The organism is Allobosea sp. LC85 (assembly GCF_000735605.1).
Classification (GTDB): domain Bacteria; phylum Pseudomonadota; class Alphaproteobacteria; order Rhizobiales; family Beijerinckiaceae; genus Allobosea.
Genome location: NZ_JPKG01000017.1, coordinates 168,664 through 185,800, shown reverse-complemented (window position 1 = coordinate 185,800; position 17,137 = coordinate 168,664). Strand labels below are relative to the sequence as shown.

Genomic DNA, 17,137 nt, shown 5'->3' with positions numbered 1-17,137 from the left:
CGTTCAGCTTCCGATCGTTTTCAGAACTGCTTCGACCGCGCGGCCGTTCAGGCGGCGCGGACGAAGTAGGATTGCAGCGATCGTACTTCGAGATCGCCGCTGCAATAGGCCTTGATGCCCTCGGCAGCCGCGATCGCTCCGGCCAAGGTGGTATAATAGGGCACCTTGTGCAAGAGGGCCGTGCGGCGCAGCGAGCGCGAATCCGCGAGCGCCTGTGGGCCGTCCGTCGTGTTGAAGACGAGCTGGATCTCGCCGTTCTTGATCGCGTCGACGACGTGCGGCCGGCCTTCCAGAACCTTGTTGATCTTGGCGGCCGGAATGCCTTCCTCCTGCAGCAGGCGCAGCGTTCCGCCGGTGGCAAGGATGCGGAACCCGAGATCGGACAGGATGCGCATGGAGGGCACGATGCGCGGCTTGTCCGCGTCGCGCACCGAGACGAAGACAGTCCCCTTGATCGGCACCTTGGAGCCTGCGCCGAGCTGGCTCTTGGCGAAGGCGATGTCGAAGGAACGGTCGAGGCCGATGACCTCGCCGGTCGAGCGCATCTCCGGACCGAGCAGCACGTCGACGCCGGGGAAGCGCGCGAAGGGGAAAACCGCTTCCTTGACGCCGACATGGGTCAGAGCAGCGGGCTTGAGTCCGAAGCTCGCGAGGCTCTCGCCAGCCATGATGCGCGCTGCGATCTTGGCGATCGGCTCGCCGATGACCTTGGCGACGAAGGGCACCGTGCGCGAGGCGCGCGGATTGACCTCGAGGACATAGATGACGCCGTCCTTGATGGCGTATTGCACGTTCATCAGCCCACCGACATCGAGCGCCAGCGCCATGGCCTTGGTCTGGCGCTCGAGCTCCGCGATGGTCGCCAGCGAGAGCGAACGGGGCGGCAGCGAGCAGGCCGAATCGCCAGAGTGGATTCCGGCCTCCTCGATATGCTCCATGATGCCGGCGATAAAGGCGTCCTTGCCGTCGCTGAGGCAGTCGACATCGACCTCGATCGCGTCCGAGAGGTAGCGGTCGAACAGCAGCGGGTTCTTGCCGAGCACCGTGTTGATCTGGCCGGTCTTGTCGTTCGGGTATTTCGCCTTCACCTCGGACGGGATCAGGCTCGGAAGCGTGCCGAGCAGATAGTCCTCGAACTGCGGCTCGTCGCGGATGATCGCCATGGCACGACCGCCGAGCACATAGGACGGACGCACGACGAAGGGCAGGCCGAGCTCGCCCGCGATCATGCGCGCCTGTTCGACCGAATAGGCGATGCCGTTCTTGGGCTGCTTCAGATGCAGCTTGTCGAGCAGGCGCTTGAAGCGGTCACGGTCCTCGGCGAGGTCGATCATGTCGGGCGAGGTGCCCAGGATCGGGATGCCTGCCTCTTCCAGGGCATTGGCCAGTTTCAACGGGGTCTGGCCGCCGAACTGGACGATGACGCCATGAAGCGTGCCGCTGCGCTTCTCGGTCTCGAGGATCTCGAGCACGTCCTCGGCGGTCAACGGTTCGAAATAGAGCCGGTCGGAAGTGTCGTAGTCGGTCGACACCGTCTCCGGGTTGCAGTTGATCATGATGGTCTCATAGCCGGCATCGCGCAGCGCGTAGCAGGCATGGCAGCAGCAATAGTCGAACTCGATGCCCTGGCCGATGCGGTTCGGGCCGCCGCCGAGGATGACCACCTTCTTGCGGTCTGACGGGTTGGCCTCGTCTGCCGGCGTGCCGGCGAAGGGCATGGCATAGGTCGAGTACATATAGGCGGTCGGCGAGGCGAACTCGGCGGCGCAGGTGTCGATGCGCTTGAAAACCGGGCGCACCTCGAGCGCATGCCGGCGCTGGGTCACCTCGGCCTCGGTCAGGTTCGCCAGCGCGGCGAGGCGCTTGTCCGAGAAGCCCATCGCCTTGATCTGGCGGAAAGCGCCGGGCGTCGTCGGCAGGCCGTGCTTGCGCACCTTGTCCTCGGTCTCGACCAGTCCACGCATCTGCGCGAGGAACCAGGGATCGATCTTGCAGCTTTCGTGGATCTGCTCGTCGGTGAAGCCGAAGCGCATCGCCTGCGCCACCTGCAACAGGCGGTCGGGTGTCGGCGAGGAGAGTGCAGCCTTGATCGCGTTCTTGTCGTCGCCCTGGCCCAGACCCTCGATCTCGATCTCGTCGAGGCCGTCGAGCCCGGTCTCCAGCGAGCGCAGCGCCTTCTGCAGCGATTCCTGGAACGTGCGGCCGATCGCCATGGCCTCGCCGACCGACTTCATCGCGGTCGTCAGGGTTGGCTCGGCGCCGGGGAATTTCTCGAAGGCGAAACGCGGGATCTTGGTGACGACATAGTCGATCGTCGGTTCGAACGAGGCCGGGGTCGCGCCGCCGGTAATGTCGTTCTCGATCTCGTCGAGCGTGTAGCCGACGGCAAGGCGCGCGGCGACCTTGGCGATCGGGAAGCCGGTCGCCTTGGAGGCCAGCGCCGAGGAACGCGAGACGCGCGGATTCATCTCGATGACGATCATCCGACCGGTGGCAGGATCGACCGCGAACTGCACGTTCGAGCCGCCGGTCTCCACGCCGATCTCGCGCAGCACCGCCAGCGAGGCGTCGCGCATGATCTGGTATTCCTTGTCGGTCAGCGTGAGCGCCGGGGCGATGGTGATCGAATCGCCGGTATGGACGCCCATCGGATCGATGTTCTCGATCGAGCAGACGATGATGCAGTTGTCCGCCTTGTCGCGGACGACCTCCATCTCGTACTCCTTCCAGCCGAGCACGCTCTCTTCGATCAGCACTTCGCTGGTCGGCGAGGCGTCCATGCCGCGCTCGCAGATCTCGATGAATTCGCCCTTGTTGTAGGCGATGCCGCCGCCTGTTCCGCCCATGGTGAAGGAGGGGCGGATGATTGCCGGCAGACCGATATCTTCAAGCGCCTCGAGTGCCTGGCCGAGCGTCCTGACATGGTGCGAGCGCGGCGTGTCGAGGCCGATCTTGGTCATCGCCTCGCGGAACAGTTCGCGGTCCTCGGCTTTGTCGATGGCTTCGGCGGTGGCGCCGATCATCTCGACGTCGAATTTCTCGAGCACGCCCATCTTCTTCAGCGAAAGAGCGCAGTTCAGCGCCGTCTGTCCGCCCATGGTCGGGAGCAGCGCGAAGCCGCCGGACAGGACGTTGCGCTCCTTCTCGATGATCTTGGCGACGATCTCGGGCGTGATCGGCTCGACATAGGTCGCATCCGCGAGATCCGGATCCGTCATGATCGTGGCCGGATTGGAATTGACCAGGACGATACGGTAGCCCTCGGCCTTCAGCGTCTTGCAGGCCTGTGTGCCGGAATAGTCGAATTCGCAGGCCTGACCGATGATGATCGGGCCGGCGCCGATGATGAGGATCGTCTTGATGTCTGTGCGCTTGGGCATGGGTCCGGCCAGTGCTTGTGCGGGCGCGCGCCAGACGGGTCCCCGTCCGCGAGGAAAGGGGAGTCAGCGAGCGCCTGAATGAATGCTAGGCGCTCGCTATAGAGGGAGGTTGCCGCGGAAGGAAGGGAAAAGCGCGGCCACCCCTCTTCAACGCACAGACGTCGCCACCGGTGCCCTGCCGATTTCCAGTTCGCGGCGCACTGTCCGGCGGCGCCGGACGGCGATCCAGAGCAGGGTGAGGGCACCGATCTCGCAAATCGCGCCGACGAAGCCGAGTTGCCATGAGGCGCCGTGGCGCAGGGTCTGCTGGCCCAGTGCCGAGCCGGCGGCGATGCCGATATAGAGCGCGGATGCATTGAGCGAGAGCGCGACGACGGTCGCGTCAGGCGCCATCGCCGCGAGGCGAGACATCTGCGAGGGGTGGCCGGCCCAGCCTGCCATGCTCCAGACGAAAAGGATCGCCGGAGCGACGAAGACGGCTGCCGCAGGTGTCAGCGTGATCGCCATGAGCGAAGCGGACGCGAGCGCGAGTGCGAGCACAGTGAGGATGATGGTCAGGGTGCGCTCCGGGCCGAAGCGGTCGCTCGCCATGCCGCCAGCCTGGTTGCCGATGGCCGAACCAATACCGGAGACGATCAGGGCGGCGCTGAGCCATGGCCCACTGATGCCGGCATGGGTGGCGAGGAAAGGCGCGACATAGGTGTAGAGGGTGAAGGCGCCGGTGGTCCAAAGCGCGGTGGTGCCGAGCGCCAGCAGCACATCGGCGCGGCGTGCGACCTGCAGGCGCTCGCTGAGCGAATTGGCGCCGCGCGGCAGGTCGTCTGGCAGGTTCAGGAGCAGCCCGGCGACGGCGAACGCGCCAATGAATGCGACCAGCAGGAAGGCGAGATGCCAGCCGCCATAGGAGGTGACGGCGGTGCCGAGCGGGACACCGAGAATCAGCGAAACCGTCATGCCGCCGGTGACCAGCGCGATAGCCCGGCCGCGCCGCTCCGGCGAGACCAGCGCAACCGCCACCGCGTTGGCCGACGGCATGAAGACGCCGGCCGCGAGCGCCATGGCGATGCGCGCGGCCATCAGCCAGGTGAAGCCCGTCGCGAAGGCGGCAAGCAGATTGGCAAGGGCGAAGACGCTGAGCGAGCCGGCGAGGACCATCCGGCGGTCGACGTCGCCCAGCAGGGTGGAAAGGATCGGTGAGCCCAGCGCATAAGCGACCGCAAAGATCGAGATCAGCAAGCCGGCAGTGTCGATTGAGGTGCCGAAGGCGGCAGCCAGATTCGGCAGGATGCCGGTGATCATCAGGCTTCCCGTGCCGATGACGAAGGCGCCGCCGGCGAGCCAGACGAGACGCGTGTCCATTGGACGTTCCTTCAAATTTCAATGATCGTTGAATTTAAGATCGTCTTCGACCTGCCGTCAATGCTAATTTCAATGAGCGTTGAATATTGTCAGGAGTGCCGCAATCTCCTATGTCCGGGGGATGAAGCCGATCTTTCATCCCGACATGGACGGCATTGACGCGGCAACGGTTTTTGGCGCGCTTGCCGATCCGACGCGGCTTGCGATCGTCCTAGCGCTGGCCGATGCCGAGGAGTTCGAGGCGCGCTGCGGAAGCTTCACGGATTTCGCCTCGCCCTCGCTGCTGGCCTATCATTTCGCCAAGCTGCGCGAGGCGGGCATCACCCGGGCGAGGGCGGAGGGCACGTCCCGCTTCATCAGCCTGCGGCGCGAGGAACTCGACGGTCGCTTCCCTGGGCTGCTCGACAGCATCATTGCGACGGCGCGGCGCGATCCGTCGCTCCCCCGAATTTCCGAAGACAAGCTGCTCGCTCCGTAAGGGACATCTGCCCGTCCGGCTCGAAACCGGCTTGCCAACGCTTTGCGTCGCTGTTTATGTTATGTTGTAACATAACATAATGGATGCCGAATGGATTCCCGCCTTCCCGTCACCGTGCTCTCCGGCTTCCTCGGGGCCGGCAAGACCACACTCCTCAATCACGTCCTCAGCAATCGCGAAGGCCGCAAGGTTGCTGTCATCGTCAATGACATGAGCGAGGTGAACATCGACGCCGATCTGGTGCGGAAAGGCGGGGGCAAGCTCTCGCGCACCGACGAGAAGCTGGTCGAGATGAGCAATGGCTGCATCTGCTGCACCTTGCGCGATGATCTGCTCGCCGAAGTACGTCGCCTCGCCGGGGAAGGGCGCTTCGACTACCTGCTGATCGAGGGCACCGGCATTGCTGAGCCATTGCCGATTGCCGCGACCTTCGCGTTTCGCGACGAGAAAGGGACAAGCCTCTCCGATATCGCGCGGCTCGACACGATGGTGACCGTGGTCGATGCCATCAACCTGATGAAGGACTATGGCTCGCGCGATTTCCTGCGCGAGCGCGGCGAGACGGCGGGCGAGGGCGACGAGCGCACGCTGGTCGATCTCCTGGTCGAGCAGATCGAGTTCGCCGATGTCGTCGTCCTGAACAAGGTGTCGGACGTTGCGCCGGAAGAGCGCGATCTGGTGCGCAGGATCATCAGGGCGCTCAATCCCGATGCAAAGCTGGTCGAAACCGATTTCGGCTGTGCTCCGCTCGGAGCGATCCTTGATACGGGGCTGTTCGATCATCAGAAGTCAGAGCAACATCCGCTCTGGTACAAGGAGCTCTATGGCCACCGGGATCACGTTCCGGAAATCGAGGCGTATGGCATCTCCTCCTTCGTCTACCGCGCCCGGCGACCATTCCATCCGGAGCGGTTCAATGCCTTCCTGGCGCGCGACTGGGGCGGCCTGATTCGTGCGAAGGGCCATTTCTGGCTGGCGACCCGGCCGGAATGGGCTGGCGAGATGAGCCTTGCTGGCAGCGTCTGCCGAACCGATGCAATGGGCTTCTGGTGGGTGTCGGTGCCGCGCAGCCGCTGGCCCGATCATCCCGAATGGAAAACAATCCTGAACCGCCACTGGCACTCGGTCTGGGGCGACCGGCGGCAGGAGCTGGTCTTCATCGGCTCTGGCATGGACCAGCAGGCCATCGCCAGCGCGCTCGATGCCTGCCTGCTCGGCGAGACGCCGATCATCAGCTTCAAACCGGAACGCTACCGCGACCTGCCCGACCCATTTCCGGTCTGGCGCCGGGCCGAAGCGGCCTGAGAAATCCAGTCCGCGCACCGGCGGGCCTTTACCCTTCGATCACAGGAAACAACGATGCGCTTTGAGTTCGCAGCGGGAGCTGCTCTTACCCTGGTCCTCGCCACGGCCGCGGCCTCTGCCCATGATCACGCCGCCCTGCGTGGCCGGCTCGTCTTTGCCGATCATGAGAAGCCGGTCGTGCGCGTGCTCGATCTCGACTCCGGCGAGGTGACGCATAGCTTCGATGTGCCGAAGCCCAATCCGTCCTTTGCCAGTGCCGAAGGTGGCCGTTTCATCGTCATCAAGACAGGCGACGAGGCTGGCACCGTCCGTTTCCTCGATAGCGGATTGCGCTACGAGTCCCATGGCGACCATGTCGATGTCGACAAGGGGCCGGTCAGGCTGCTCGATTTCGCCGTGAAGGGCGACCGCCCGGCCCATGTCGTTTCCAGGCACGGGCAGATTGCGCTGTTCTTCGACGGAGACAGGCCCTGGGAGCGCAAGAGCGAACCAAGGGCGGTGCTGATCGATATCAAGAGCCTGGATGGCACTCCCGCCAGCGAGACATGGCCGAGTCCGGCTCCGCAACACGGCATTGCTATTCCGCTCGGGCGCCGGCAGTGGCTGATGTCGGTGCCGAACGCGGCCTATGCCAAGGGCGAGGACCGCAGCGCCTCGTCTCGGCCGGATGGCTTTGAAATCCTCGAGCGCAGCAAGGGCTGGAAGCGGCTTGCAAGCTTCAACGACCCGGCACGCACTGACGCCTCCTGCAAGCTCTTCCACGGTTATGCCGAAAGCAACGGGCGCCACGTCTTCGGCTGCAATGACGGGGCGGATGGCGGCGTTCTCGTCCTGGCCCGGGGAGTTTCCGGCCGCTGGAACGCGCGCAAGATCGCTTATCCCGACGAGCGGCGTGTCAGTGCCATCAAGGCGCGAACTGGCGCGCGCTATGCCGTCGCCAATTACGGGCTGAAGGGGCCGTACAATGCGCTTCTGCGGATCGACCCTGCCGCAGCCTTGCTCTCGGCTTCGGATATCCTGCCGGTGCCGGGCGGCCAGCCGGCCTGCCAGTTCGATCTCGACGCCGGTGGCAACCGCCTGGCGAACCTCACCCCGGACGGCAAGCTCCGCGTCTATGAGATCGCGCCAGCCTGGCGGGAACTCGCCGCCTTCGACGCGGTGCCAACCTTCGATTGCCAATACGGTGCCAAGTCGGCGACGCCGAGCCTGGGCATCATCGGGAACAGCGCCTTCGTCAGCGATCCCGCCAACGGTCGCATCCGGGAGTTTCATCTGGATACGCTGAAACAGGGGCTCGACATGCCGGTCGGCGGCATGCCCGCCAATCTCGCCGGCGGGGGAGATGCCGGCTGAGGAACGGCGCGACGTCACTCCGGACGGATTTCCGGAAGCCATCACGGCAGACCGCACTCTGATGGTTTCCGAATCTGCGCCGCCTTGGGCCTTGTCCGAAGTGCGTTGATCTGGTGTGCCATGCGGGGCTTGTGCAGACCTTCAGGCGAGCCGGTACTGGCCAACACGAAAATGCTGTAGAGGGCGGAGATGCCTCTCTCCCGCCTTCCCCGCCAGTCGCGCCAGATCGTGGCCTATGTCTTCTCCGGTGGCGTGACGGCGGTGGCGCATTACGCGCTGCTGATCGGCCTGGTCGAGCTTGGCGGGGTCGCCCCGGTGCCGGCTACGCTTGCCGGATTCACGCTCGGCGCGGTCGTATCCTATGCGCTGAACCGCTGGCTGACCTTTGACGCCACGCACAGTCATGCCCAGGCGACCTGGCGCTTTGCGCTGATTGCGGCAGGCGGCTTCGTGCTGACCGGCATCCTGATGCATCTTTTCGTGGCGCGGGCCGGTCTACCCTATCTGCCGATGCAGATCGTCACCACGCTGATCGTGATGGTGTTCTCCTTCCTCGGCCACAAATTCTTCTCCTTCGCGGATCGCGAAGGCGTCTAGATTGGCGGCTCAGCCCGGATTGCGGGCGCGGAAGGTCATGCGGTGCGGGTTGTGGCCGAAGTTCGGCTGGCGCTCGATCTCGTCGAACCCGCCCTCTCGGATCAGAGTGACGATGGCGGCATCGCTATAGGTCGAGAGCCCGTACTCGGCGCGCAGCTTCCGATAGTCGGAGAAAGCGGTGCGCACGAGCCCGCCGAGCGCTGCGATCAGGAAGCCGCCGCGCCAGGCGAAGGAGAGCAGTTGCGTGGCGTCGGTCAGCGCACTGACATCGGGGGGAATCACGTCGGCGATGACGAGTTGCCCGCCGGGCTTCAGCTTGCGCCGCCAGAGCAGGAGCAACTGCGCCAGTTCCTCGCGGCTGAGATACTGGATCAGCGAGTTGGCGACGACGAGATCGAGCGTGCCGTCGTCAAGCGCCTCGACCTCCTCCGGCGAGACGACGGTGATCGCCCGGATCGCGCCGAACGTCGTGCGCAGCTTTTCGCGCACGCTCGGGGCCGCCTCGCAGAGATAGAGCCTGGTGCAGGCTGCGGCGACGCGATCGGCGGCCAGGGCTTCGCCACAACCGTGATCCAGCACAACCGCCTCGGGCGAGGGGATATGGCGAATCAGATCGGTCGCGATCTGGCGATAATGCAGCAGCTTGTGGCGGGGGGGGACATAGATCGCGTGCTCGCTGTTCCAGAAATCGCGCCAGGACATCGTCTCGCCGTCATCCGCTCAGTGACGGACACCCGCGTGCCCGTTTCGGCCTCAGGACTACGCTGTCGCCGCGGGTATCGGCAACCGCCGATATGGAGTTTGCGCAACACCTCGCCAGTTCCGCGTTCTTCTGCCGGCTCGGCATTTCCCTCCGCCGACGGCTCGACCTAAGGTCGCGACAAGGCTGGGAGGCTTGCATGCTGCTGTTGCCGCGACTTCTGAAACGCTTCGTCAGGCAAGGACGCCTGACGGTGATCACCCCGGACAACAAGCGCCATGTCTTCGGACCGGGCTCTGGGCCGATCCTGTTCGCCGGTCAGAACAAGACGGCGCCGGCTGTCACCGTGCGGTTCTCGGACGACAAGATCGAGCGCGAGATCTTTCTGAATCCCGAACTGGCCCTGGCCGAAGGCTACATGGACGGGCGGGTGAATTTCGAGGACGGCTCGACCATCCACGACCTGCTCAGCCTGTTCTGGCTGCAGCGCAAGGAAATGCGCAAGCATCCGTTGCAAAGGGCGATCCGCAACATCCGCTTCCGCATCCGGCGCTTCCGGATGCACAATCCGCTCGGCGTGGCCGGCAAGAAGGTCAAGCACCACTACGATATCCCGACCGATTTCTACCGGCTCTGGCTCGACGAGACGATGACCTATTCCTGTGCCTATTGGCACAGTCCAGAGGTCGGGCTCGAAGCCGCGCAGAAGGCAAAGCTCCGCCATATCGCAGCCAAGCTGAAGATCGAACCCGGCATGACGGTTCTTGATATCGGCTCGGGCTGGGGCGAGCTCGCGATCTATCTCGCCCAGGCCTGTGGCGCCAAGGTGACCGGGCTGAATGTCTCGCCGGACCAGATGGCGGCGGCGCAGAAGCGGGCGGAAGCGGCGGGGGTCGGCGGCAGCGTCACCTTCGTCAACAAGGATTATCGCGAACTGACGGGCAGCTTCGATCGCGTCGTCTCGGTCGGCATGATGGAGCATGTCGGCGTTGCGCATTACCTCGAATATTTCGAGAAGATCCGCGATCTGCTGACGCCTGACGGGATTGCGCTGGTGCACTGCATCGGCCGGGTCGGCCCTCCGGGCTTCACGGGACCGTTCTTCGACAAGTACATCTTCCCCGGCGGATATGCCCCGGCGATGTCGGAGGTGTTCGCTGCGGTCGAGCAGACGGGTCTGTGGTCGTCGGATTGCGAGTTCTGGCGCCGGCATTACCACTGGACACTGGCTGCCTGGCGCGAGCGGTTCCTTGCCAAGCGCGAGGAGGTTGTCGGCATGATGGGCGAGCGTTTCGCGCGGATGTGGGAGTTTTACCTCTCTGCCTGCGAGATTTCGTTCGATATCGGGGGGGACATGGTCTTCCAGCTCCTGCTCGGCCCGCACAAAAGCGCCGTGCCGGTGATCCGCGACTACATCACCGAGAATGAGAGGGCTCTGGAGGCGCAAGGCTTCTGAGGTGGGCAAAATCCCATCCCACGGGCCCCCTGGGTGCAGGCCGGACCATCTCGTGCCCGCACTCAGGCGTGGATCCCGGCTTTTCGCCGGGCTCTGGCCGGGGTGAACGCGTATCGGGCCTGGGCTGGCGCTTGTTGGACTGTCGCCTCAGGCGTCGGTCGCTTGCGTGAAATCCAGCGCCAGAAGGGCTTCGTCATAGAACTGGCCGTTGACGTAGAGCGCCTTGGACTCGATGCCATAAGGGGCGAAGCCGAACCGGGCGTAGAGCGAGTGTGCGGCGCGGTTCGTCGTCACGACGCGGGCCTGAAGCACCAGGACGTGCCGGGCGGCATGCGCGATGACAGCTCCGACGAGGGCGCGCCCGACGCCGTCCCCGCGCCAGCCGGCCACGACATAAACGCCCCAGAGCACACCCTTGTGGCGCGACTTGGCGGAGAACGTCGCGCGGAAGCCTGCGATCCCGACGAGATCACCGCTATCGGAGAAGGCTCCGAAGACCCTGTTGGGCTCCTCGGCCGAGAGGCTTGAGCGGAAGAATGTGTCCGGCTGGGCGGCCTCTTCGGCGTGGCTCGCGCCGAAGGCTTCCGGTGTGTCGGAAAGCGCAACCAAGCGCAGTGCGCGGAACGCGACCCAGTCTTCCTCCACCAATGGTCGTACGCGAACTCCAGCGGCCGGCGGAGATGATTGAACGACACCGGGCTGATCGCTGGTCATACGCATCCTCGCTGGTCAGGCGAGGAGCAGTATTGCAGCGAGGGGCTGGAAGGGAAAGCAGGCGGCTCTCAGCGCTTCAGATTGACGATCACGACACCGCCCAGCGCCATGACCCCACCGAGGATGCCGAGCGCGGTCGGAGCCTCGCCGAGCCAGAGAAAGCCCATCAAAGTCGCGACCGGTGGCACGCAATACATGAAGTTCGAGGCGCGGCCCGCAGGCAGTCGCGCGAGCATCATCGTCCAGGTCGCATAGGCGAGCAGGCTTGGCACGATCCCGAGATAGATGACCGCGAAGAGAGCCTCGCTCGACGCAGAGGCCGATTGGATGACGGCGTTGAGGAGGAAGGGGGAAAGGGCCAGCGCGCCCACGACCATGTTCCAGGCCGAGACGGTGAGCGCCTTGTGGCGGGCGAAGAGCGGCTTCTGAACGATGGCGGTGACCGATTGGCAGAGCGCCGCACCAAGGATGAAGAGGACGCCGGTGCTGAGCTCGATGCCCTGGCCTTCGCCCAATGCGATCAGGCCAATGCCGGCGAAGGAGATCGCGGTGCCGAGCCAGGCGAGGGGTCCGAAGCGTTCGCCGAGGATCATCATCGCCAACCCGGCCGTGATGATCGGATTGACGTTGATGATGAAGCTCGCGGCGCCGGCCGAGACGGTCTTCTCGCCGAAGTTCAGCAGGGTCGTGTAGAGCGCGACATGGACCAAGCCGCCAATGAGGAAGCGCCAGCCATCGGACCAACCGGGCAGGGCCGGGCGCATGATGGCGAGGAAGATCGCGCTTGGGACGGCCGCGATGGCGAAGCGAGCGGCGCCGAGCTCGATCGGCCCTAGTGCCGTGAGCCCGGCCCTGATTGCAGGGAAGGCGGAGGCCCAGGCGATAACGGTAAAGGCGACGACGGCGACGGTGGCCGGATCGAGGCTGCGTGGCGTGGAGACGGCAGGATTGAGCGAGTTCATGTCGAGCCTCGGCGGTCAGGGGTCGACAGGTGATAGATACCCGTGCGAGCTGATTGACAAACGAGTAATTCGAGCATGATCTGTGAGTATGGATCACAGCTCCGGATTGCCCCCGCTCGACACCCTGCGCGCCTTCGAGGCCGCGGCCCGCTCGGGGAGCTTCTCGGCCGCTGCCGACACGCTGAACCTGACCCATGGCGCGATCAGCCGGCAGGTGGCCAAGCTTGAGCATTGGCTCGGCACCCGGCTCTTCGCCCGGCAGGCGCGCGGTGTCGCGCTGACGCCCGAGGGCCAGCGGCTGATGCAGCGCACGCAGGAGGCTTTCGCGCTGATCGCGGACACATCGGATCGCTGGACAGAGCCTCGCGGCGCAGCGGTCGTACGCTTCAGCGCGATTCCGTCGGTGTGCAGCCTGTGGCTGATGCCCCGCATGAAACGGCTCGAGAGCGGCGAGCCGGATTTGCGCATCGTGCTTCAGATCGACCATCGCCGGGTTGATCTGGAGAGTGAGGGCATCGACCTCGCCATTCGCTGTGGGCGCGGCGGGGCGCCGGGGCGGATTTCGGTCCAGCTTTTCGAGGAATGGTGTTTTCCGATCGCTTCACCAGAGCTTGCGCAGAATATAGGGGCCGGTAAGCCCGCACGGCTGCTTGACCAGCCGCTGATCCATGATTCCGACGCGTCCGGCTGGCGGGCCTGGTTCGCGGCACAGGGGCTGGACTACCGGCCCCGTCCACAGGATCGACGTTTCGAGGACTACAATCTCGTGCTTGATGCCGCTGCGTGTGGGCTCGGCGTGGCGCTCGCCCGTCCACCACTGGCGCAAGTGCAGATCGAGGCGGGACGCATCGCGGTCGTTGATCCGCGCACCGCGCTCAATCCGGTCTCCTACTGGCTCGACCGTCCCATCGGCCAGCCACGCCCCGCAGCCGCCGCGCTGGCGACGCGGATCGCACAAGAGGCGAGCTTGCCTGCGGCAAGGCTGGCTGCCTTCCTGAAAACGGAAGCGAAAGCAGCCTAGCGCGCTCGGGCGTCCATTCCGCTCAAAGATCGCAGTTGCAGATCCAGTCTCGACCTACACCTGCTTTGGCACATCCCACCCTTGATGCGGGCTCGAATCCAGGCTCGGTTCAGTTGGCTATCCTGCGTTCGACCAGCTGATAAAAATCATCCTTTGCGGGATCTGCGGCCAGTTCCGTGGCCAAAGCGTCGGAAGGGACGCGCAGCCCGCCCAGATTGACATGAAAAGCGCGAGCGAATCGCTCGTCGGCAAAACAGATCCGGATCGCCCCGTTGTCACGCGGCACGGATACGGCACGATAGGGAATTTCCCACTGGCTAAGCCACGCATCCATGGCGTGAAGCCTGGACAGGAAATCATCGCCTTCAACAGCGATCAGCACTTGATGTGCCCATGATCGCGTGCGTTCGTTTCCTCTACGTTCCATCGCAATGCTCCGGATCGTTCTCTCACGACAGCAACCGCTAGCGTTTCAGCCGTGAGTTGTATTGGATAGTAGGATATTGAGATGGGAGCAATGCAAAAAGAGCGGGTTGCTATTTGGGCTGGGCGCATTTCCGCGGCAGACCGCAAAAGAGCCGCCGCACAGACGGAGAGCGCATCGGCGGATCCGCTGGCAAAGCCTCTCCGCCAGCTGTGATCACCTCACGCTATGGCGCGGCACTGCGATTTCGCCGCGCTGCGACGCCCGCGCCATCTCGAAGCTATCGGCGATCCGCCGCGCCCGTGTGATGAAGGCCTGGGCGATGGCAGGCGGGCAGAGTTCGCGGGCTGTCGCCTCGAAGAGTTCGAGCCAGCGGTCGAAATGCTTGCCCTCCAGCGGCAGGACGAGGTGCGGCCGCATCGGCCGGCCGCCATAGCGGCCGGTGCGTAGCATCACGCTGCTCCAGAAGTCGCTGATCTTGCCGATATGGTCATCCCAATTATCAACGGCAGCCTCGAAGACCGGTCCGATCACGTCATCCAGTCGCGCCCGACTGTAGAATGCGCGGACGAGAAGCCCGATCGTTGCTTCGTCAAGGTCGGAATGGGCGATGCCTGGATTGGCAAGCGGGTTGTCGGTCATCGTTTTCCTGCGGTCCTGCCGCCGCTCCACTTCAGAATGTGCTGGCGGCATGCGGCGACATCTATGGGGCGCAACTGATTGTTCAAGCTCACCTACAAAGCCTGGGCACTGGCCACGGCTGCGGATTTCCGAGACAGGGCAGGTGCGGGCTGGGCGATGTAATCGTCTTCCAACAACTGCCGCATCTCCTCGGCGAGAGCAAAGAACCTGTCCCGGACAGCCCTGGCATGTGGATTGGCGCGCTCGATTGCCATGAAGACGTTCGGCGCATCGTGCCGGACCATATCGGTCGCCTGCATCAGAAGATCGAAGCTGGCTGTCGTCATGCGGTGAGGCAGCGGCTCCATCCGCACCAGTATCTTGGCAATCAGATGCGTCAGGCCCTGAACCATGGCTGTTTCGCGATCATGCGCGTCGGGCGTGGTCATGATCACCTTCAAGCCGAGCACCTTGCGCAGGAAGGCGGCGATGCGCGGGCCGTTGCGCCCGCGGACCGGGCAAAGCGCGATCTTCAACCCCTTGAGGCCGTGACGTGCGCTTTGCGGGCCAAACAGCGGGTGAGTGCCGAGAATCTCGACGTCTTCTGGCAACTCGGCTTGCATGGCGCGTACCGGGCCAATCTTGACCGAACCGACATCGAGCACCAGCGTGCCCGCCCGCAGATGCGGCCGCAGTGCCCCGATCGCGGTCGAGATCCGATCGACCGGCACGGCGAGGATGACGACATCGCAGGCGCCGACAGACTTCACATCCGATGGCACGAGACCCTTGCCCGACCTGTCGGCGGCGGGCGGGCGGCCCGGATCGCAGACGACGAGCGGAAAATGTGGCTGGAGATGACGCGCCATGAGACGGCCAAAGGCGCCAAAGCCCATGATGCCGATCGAAGAGACGGTTTTGCGAGAGGGGTGCATCGCGTTTTTCCTGAGGAGGCCGCGATGCCGGGTGACTGCCTGAATTCAACCGCCAGCGCGGCGGTTGAACATGGGAATGCCACCGCCTTATGAGGACGGGGCGTAATAGTTCCGCGCGAGGAGGCAGGACTTGGTCATGGGCCGCTTAAACCGCGGGCCCGACGGTCTGTCAACTCAGAGCCTGGGTGAGTAGTCGGTCAGCACCATCAGCCGATCCTCGATGGCGCCGACGAGATCGCCGTGCTCGATCGCGGTGACGCGCTTGATCTCGGTCCATTCAGGGTCGGCCATGAAGCTCGCCCAGCGCGCCGCCTTGGTCTCGGCGTCGGGCCAGGCAAGGATATAGGCGAATTCCGTTCGCGTTGCGCTCCTGGTTTCCCACATCGCCACGATCTTGAAGCCGTGGCGCGCCATGATGCGCGCCGCGTGGTCGCGGAAGCGCGCATGGAAAGCCGCCTTGTTGCGTTCGAAGATCTCGTAGATGCGCAACTGGTGGAGCATCGCGTCACCTCAGGCTGCGGCCTTGGCCTTTTCCGCTTCCATCAGCTCCACGAAGCGGGTGAAGAGATAGTGGCTGTCCTGCGGCCCCGGGGAGGCTTCAGGATGATGCTGGACGCTGAAGGCCGGCCGGTCGTCGAGGGCGATGCCGCAGTTCGAGCCGTCGAAGAGCGAGACATGCGTCTCCTTCGCATGGGCTGGGAGCGTCGTCGGATCGACGGCAAAGCCGTGGTTCATCGAGACGATCTCGACCTTGCCGGTGGTCTTGTCCTGCACCGGGTGGTTGGCGCCGTGATGACCCTGCTTCATCTTCATCGTCTGTCCGCCAATGGCGAGTGCGAGCATCTGATGGCCGAGGCAGATGCCGAAAGTCGGAATCTTCCGGTCGAGAAGCTCGCGAATGACCGGCACGGCATATTCGCCGGTCGCGGCCGGGTCGCCCGGGCCGTTGGAGAGGAAGACACCGTCCGGGCTCAGCGCCAGGATGTCGGCGGCGCTGGCCGTCGAAGGCACGACGGTGACCTCACAGCCGGCCTTCGCGAGCAGGCGCAGGATGTTGCGCTTCACGCCATAGTCGATGGCGACGACCCGGTGTGCCGCGCTCTCGCGCTTGCCGTATCCGGCGGGCCATTGCCACGGCGTCTCGCTCCAGTCGTAACGCTGGGCGGCGGTGACCAGCGGCACGAGATCGAGCCCGGCCATGTCGGGCAAGGCGGCGGCCTGCTGCTTGAGACGGGGAAGATCGAATACGCCGTCGGGATTATGGGCGAGGATCGCGTTCGGCATGCCGTTGTCGCGGATCAAGGCGGTCAGGGCGCGTGTATCGACGCCGGCGATGCCGACGATGTTGCGGGCCTTCAGCCAGGCATCGAGATGCCGCGTGGCACGCCAGTTCGAGGGTTCGGTGATATCGGCATGGATCACGACGCCGCGCACGCCCGAGGACGCCGCGGCATTCACCGTCTCGGTATCCTCGTCATTGACACCGACATTGCCGATATGGGGGAAGGTGAAGGTGACGATCTGCCCGGCATAGGACGGGTCGGTCAGGATTTCCTGATAACCCGTCATCGCCGTGTTGAAGCAGACCTCGCCTGGCGCTTCTGCCACGGCGCCGAGGCCAAAGCCTTCCAGCACGGTGCCGTCGGCCAGCACGAGGAGAGCGGTCGCGCGCGGTTCTGTCCAGCCGCCGGTGGCGGGGTTTCCTTCGGGAGCGGTCATGTCTATGTCTCGTCCAGGCCGCGACGAGGCGGCAATGTGTGGGGCGGGGCAGCGGCTTCGCGCTCCGCCGATCTGGAACGCGAGCCTTAAAGACGCCGGTCCACGTCGTCAAT

At 64.7% G+C, this 17,137-nt stretch carries 16 protein-coding genes; 6 read left to right on the top strand and 10 right to left on the bottom strand.

The features are described 5' to 3' along the window. Positions 1–47: 47 nt before the first annotated feature. Both carB and FG93_RS08015 read right to left on the bottom strand, forming a co-directional pair. The gene (gene carB / locus FG93_RS08020; protein WP_043233495.1) at positions 48–3,380 is read right to left on the bottom strand and encodes a carbamoyl-phosphate synthase large subunit; all 3,333 of its coding nucleotides are present in this window, start codon (positions 3,378–3,380) and stop codon (positions 48–50) included. Positions 3,381–3,527: 147 nt separating this feature from the next. Further along, positions 3,528–4,739, bottom strand: a complete 1,212-nt coding sequence (locus FG93_RS08015) for an MFS transporter (RefSeq protein ID WP_043233494.1) — start codon at positions 4,737–4,739, stop codon at positions 3,528–3,530. A gap of 121 nt (positions 4,740–4,860) precedes the next feature. Between FG93_RS08015 and FG93_RS08010 the strand changes: the two genes are divergently transcribed. The 4 genes from FG93_RS08010 to FG93_RS07995 all read left to right on the top strand — a co-directional run bounded on the left by FG93_RS08010 (position 4,861) and on the right by FG93_RS07995 (position 8,472). Next, on the top strand, positions 4,861–5,217 hold the full coding sequence (locus tag FG93_RS08010; protein ID WP_043233493.1) for a helix-turn-helix transcriptional regulator: 357 nt from the start codon (positions 4,861–4,863) through the stop codon (positions 5,215–5,217). 90 nt (positions 5,218–5,307) lie between these two features. Further along, positions 5,308–6,522: a zinc metallochaperone GTPase ZigA gene (gene zigA, locus FG93_RS08005; RefSeq protein WP_043233491.1), complete on the top strand. Its 1,215-nt coding sequence runs from the start codon at positions 5,308–5,310 to the stop codon at positions 6,520–6,522. A 54-nt stretch (positions 6,523–6,576) separates the two neighbouring features. Continuing rightward, positions 6,577–7,875, top strand: a complete 1,299-nt coding sequence (locus tag FG93_RS08000; protein ID WP_043233490.1) for a hypothetical protein — start codon at positions 6,577–6,579, stop codon at positions 7,873–7,875. Positions 7,876–8,064: 189 nt separating this feature from the next. Further along, the gene (locus FG93_RS07995; protein ID WP_043233489.1) at positions 8,065–8,472 is read left to right on the top strand and encodes a GtrA family protein; all 408 of its coding nucleotides are present in this window, start codon (positions 8,065–8,067) and stop codon (positions 8,470–8,472) included. A gap of 9 nt (positions 8,473–8,481) precedes the next feature. Here the strand turns inward: FG93_RS07995 and FG93_RS07990 are convergent, their stop codons facing one another. Then, positions 8,482–9,174 carry a methyltransferase domain-containing protein gene (locus FG93_RS07990; RefSeq protein ID WP_043233488.1) on the bottom strand — a complete coding sequence of 231 codons (693 nt, stop codon included), beginning with the start codon at positions 9,172–9,174 and terminating at the stop codon, positions 8,482–8,484. Between the two features lie 197 nt (positions 9,175–9,371). Between FG93_RS07990 and FG93_RS07985 the strand changes: the two genes are divergently transcribed. Next, entirely contained in the window at positions 9,372–10,628 is a 1,257-nt protein-coding gene (locus tag FG93_RS07985; RefSeq protein ID WP_043233487.1) for a cyclopropane-fatty-acyl-phospholipid synthase family protein, read from the top strand. 147 nt (positions 10,629–10,775) lie between these two features. Here FG93_RS07985 and FG93_RS07980 read toward each other — a convergent pair whose 3' ends face one another. Both FG93_RS07980 and FG93_RS07975 read right to left on the bottom strand, forming a co-directional pair. Then, positions 10,776–11,342, bottom strand: a complete 567-nt coding sequence (locus FG93_RS07980; RefSeq protein WP_161783793.1) for a GNAT family N-acetyltransferase — start codon at positions 11,340–11,342, stop codon at positions 10,776–10,778. Between the two features lie 68 nt (positions 11,343–11,410). Next, positions 11,411–12,304: a DMT family transporter gene (locus FG93_RS07975; RefSeq protein ID WP_043233484.1), complete on the bottom strand. Its 894-nt coding sequence runs from the start codon at positions 12,302–12,304 to the stop codon at positions 11,411–11,413. A gap of 88 nt (positions 12,305–12,392) precedes the next feature. On the opposite strand from FG93_RS07975, the gene FG93_RS07970 reads away from it, so the two are divergent. Continuing rightward, positions 12,393–13,325: a LysR substrate-binding domain-containing protein gene (locus FG93_RS07970; protein WP_043233482.1), complete on the top strand. Its 933-nt coding sequence runs from the start codon at positions 12,393–12,395 to the stop codon at positions 13,323–13,325. A 109-nt stretch (positions 13,326–13,434) separates the two neighbouring features. On the opposite strand, the gene FG93_RS07965 is transcribed toward FG93_RS07970, so the two are convergent. The 5 genes from FG93_RS07965 to carA form a co-directional block, all read right to left on the bottom strand. Next, positions 13,435–13,752: a hypothetical protein gene (locus FG93_RS07965; RefSeq protein WP_152579351.1), complete on the bottom strand. Its 318-nt coding sequence runs from the start codon at positions 13,750–13,752 to the stop codon at positions 13,435–13,437. A gap of 213 nt (positions 13,753–13,965) precedes the next feature. Continuing rightward, positions 13,966–14,391, bottom strand: a complete 426-nt coding sequence (locus tag FG93_RS07960) for a group III truncated hemoglobin (RefSeq protein ID WP_043233479.1) — start codon at positions 14,389–14,391, stop codon at positions 13,966–13,968. Positions 14,392–14,483: 92 nt separating this feature from the next. Continuing rightward, positions 14,484–15,305: a prephenate dehydrogenase gene (locus tag FG93_RS07955; protein ID WP_043233478.1), complete on the bottom strand. Its 822-nt coding sequence runs from the start codon at positions 15,303–15,305 to the stop codon at positions 14,484–14,486. A 174-nt stretch (positions 15,306–15,479) separates the two neighbouring features. After that, positions 15,480–15,806: an NIPSNAP family protein gene (locus tag FG93_RS07950; protein WP_043233476.1), complete on the bottom strand. Its 327-nt coding sequence runs from the start codon at positions 15,804–15,806 to the stop codon at positions 15,480–15,482. A 9-nt stretch (positions 15,807–15,815) separates the two neighbouring features. After that, on the bottom strand, positions 15,816–17,024 hold the full coding sequence (gene carA, locus FG93_RS07945) for a glutamine-hydrolyzing carbamoyl-phosphate synthase small subunit (RefSeq protein WP_043233475.1): 1,209 nt from the start codon (positions 17,022–17,024) through the stop codon (positions 15,816–15,818). Positions 17,025–17,137: the final 113 nt, after the last annotated feature.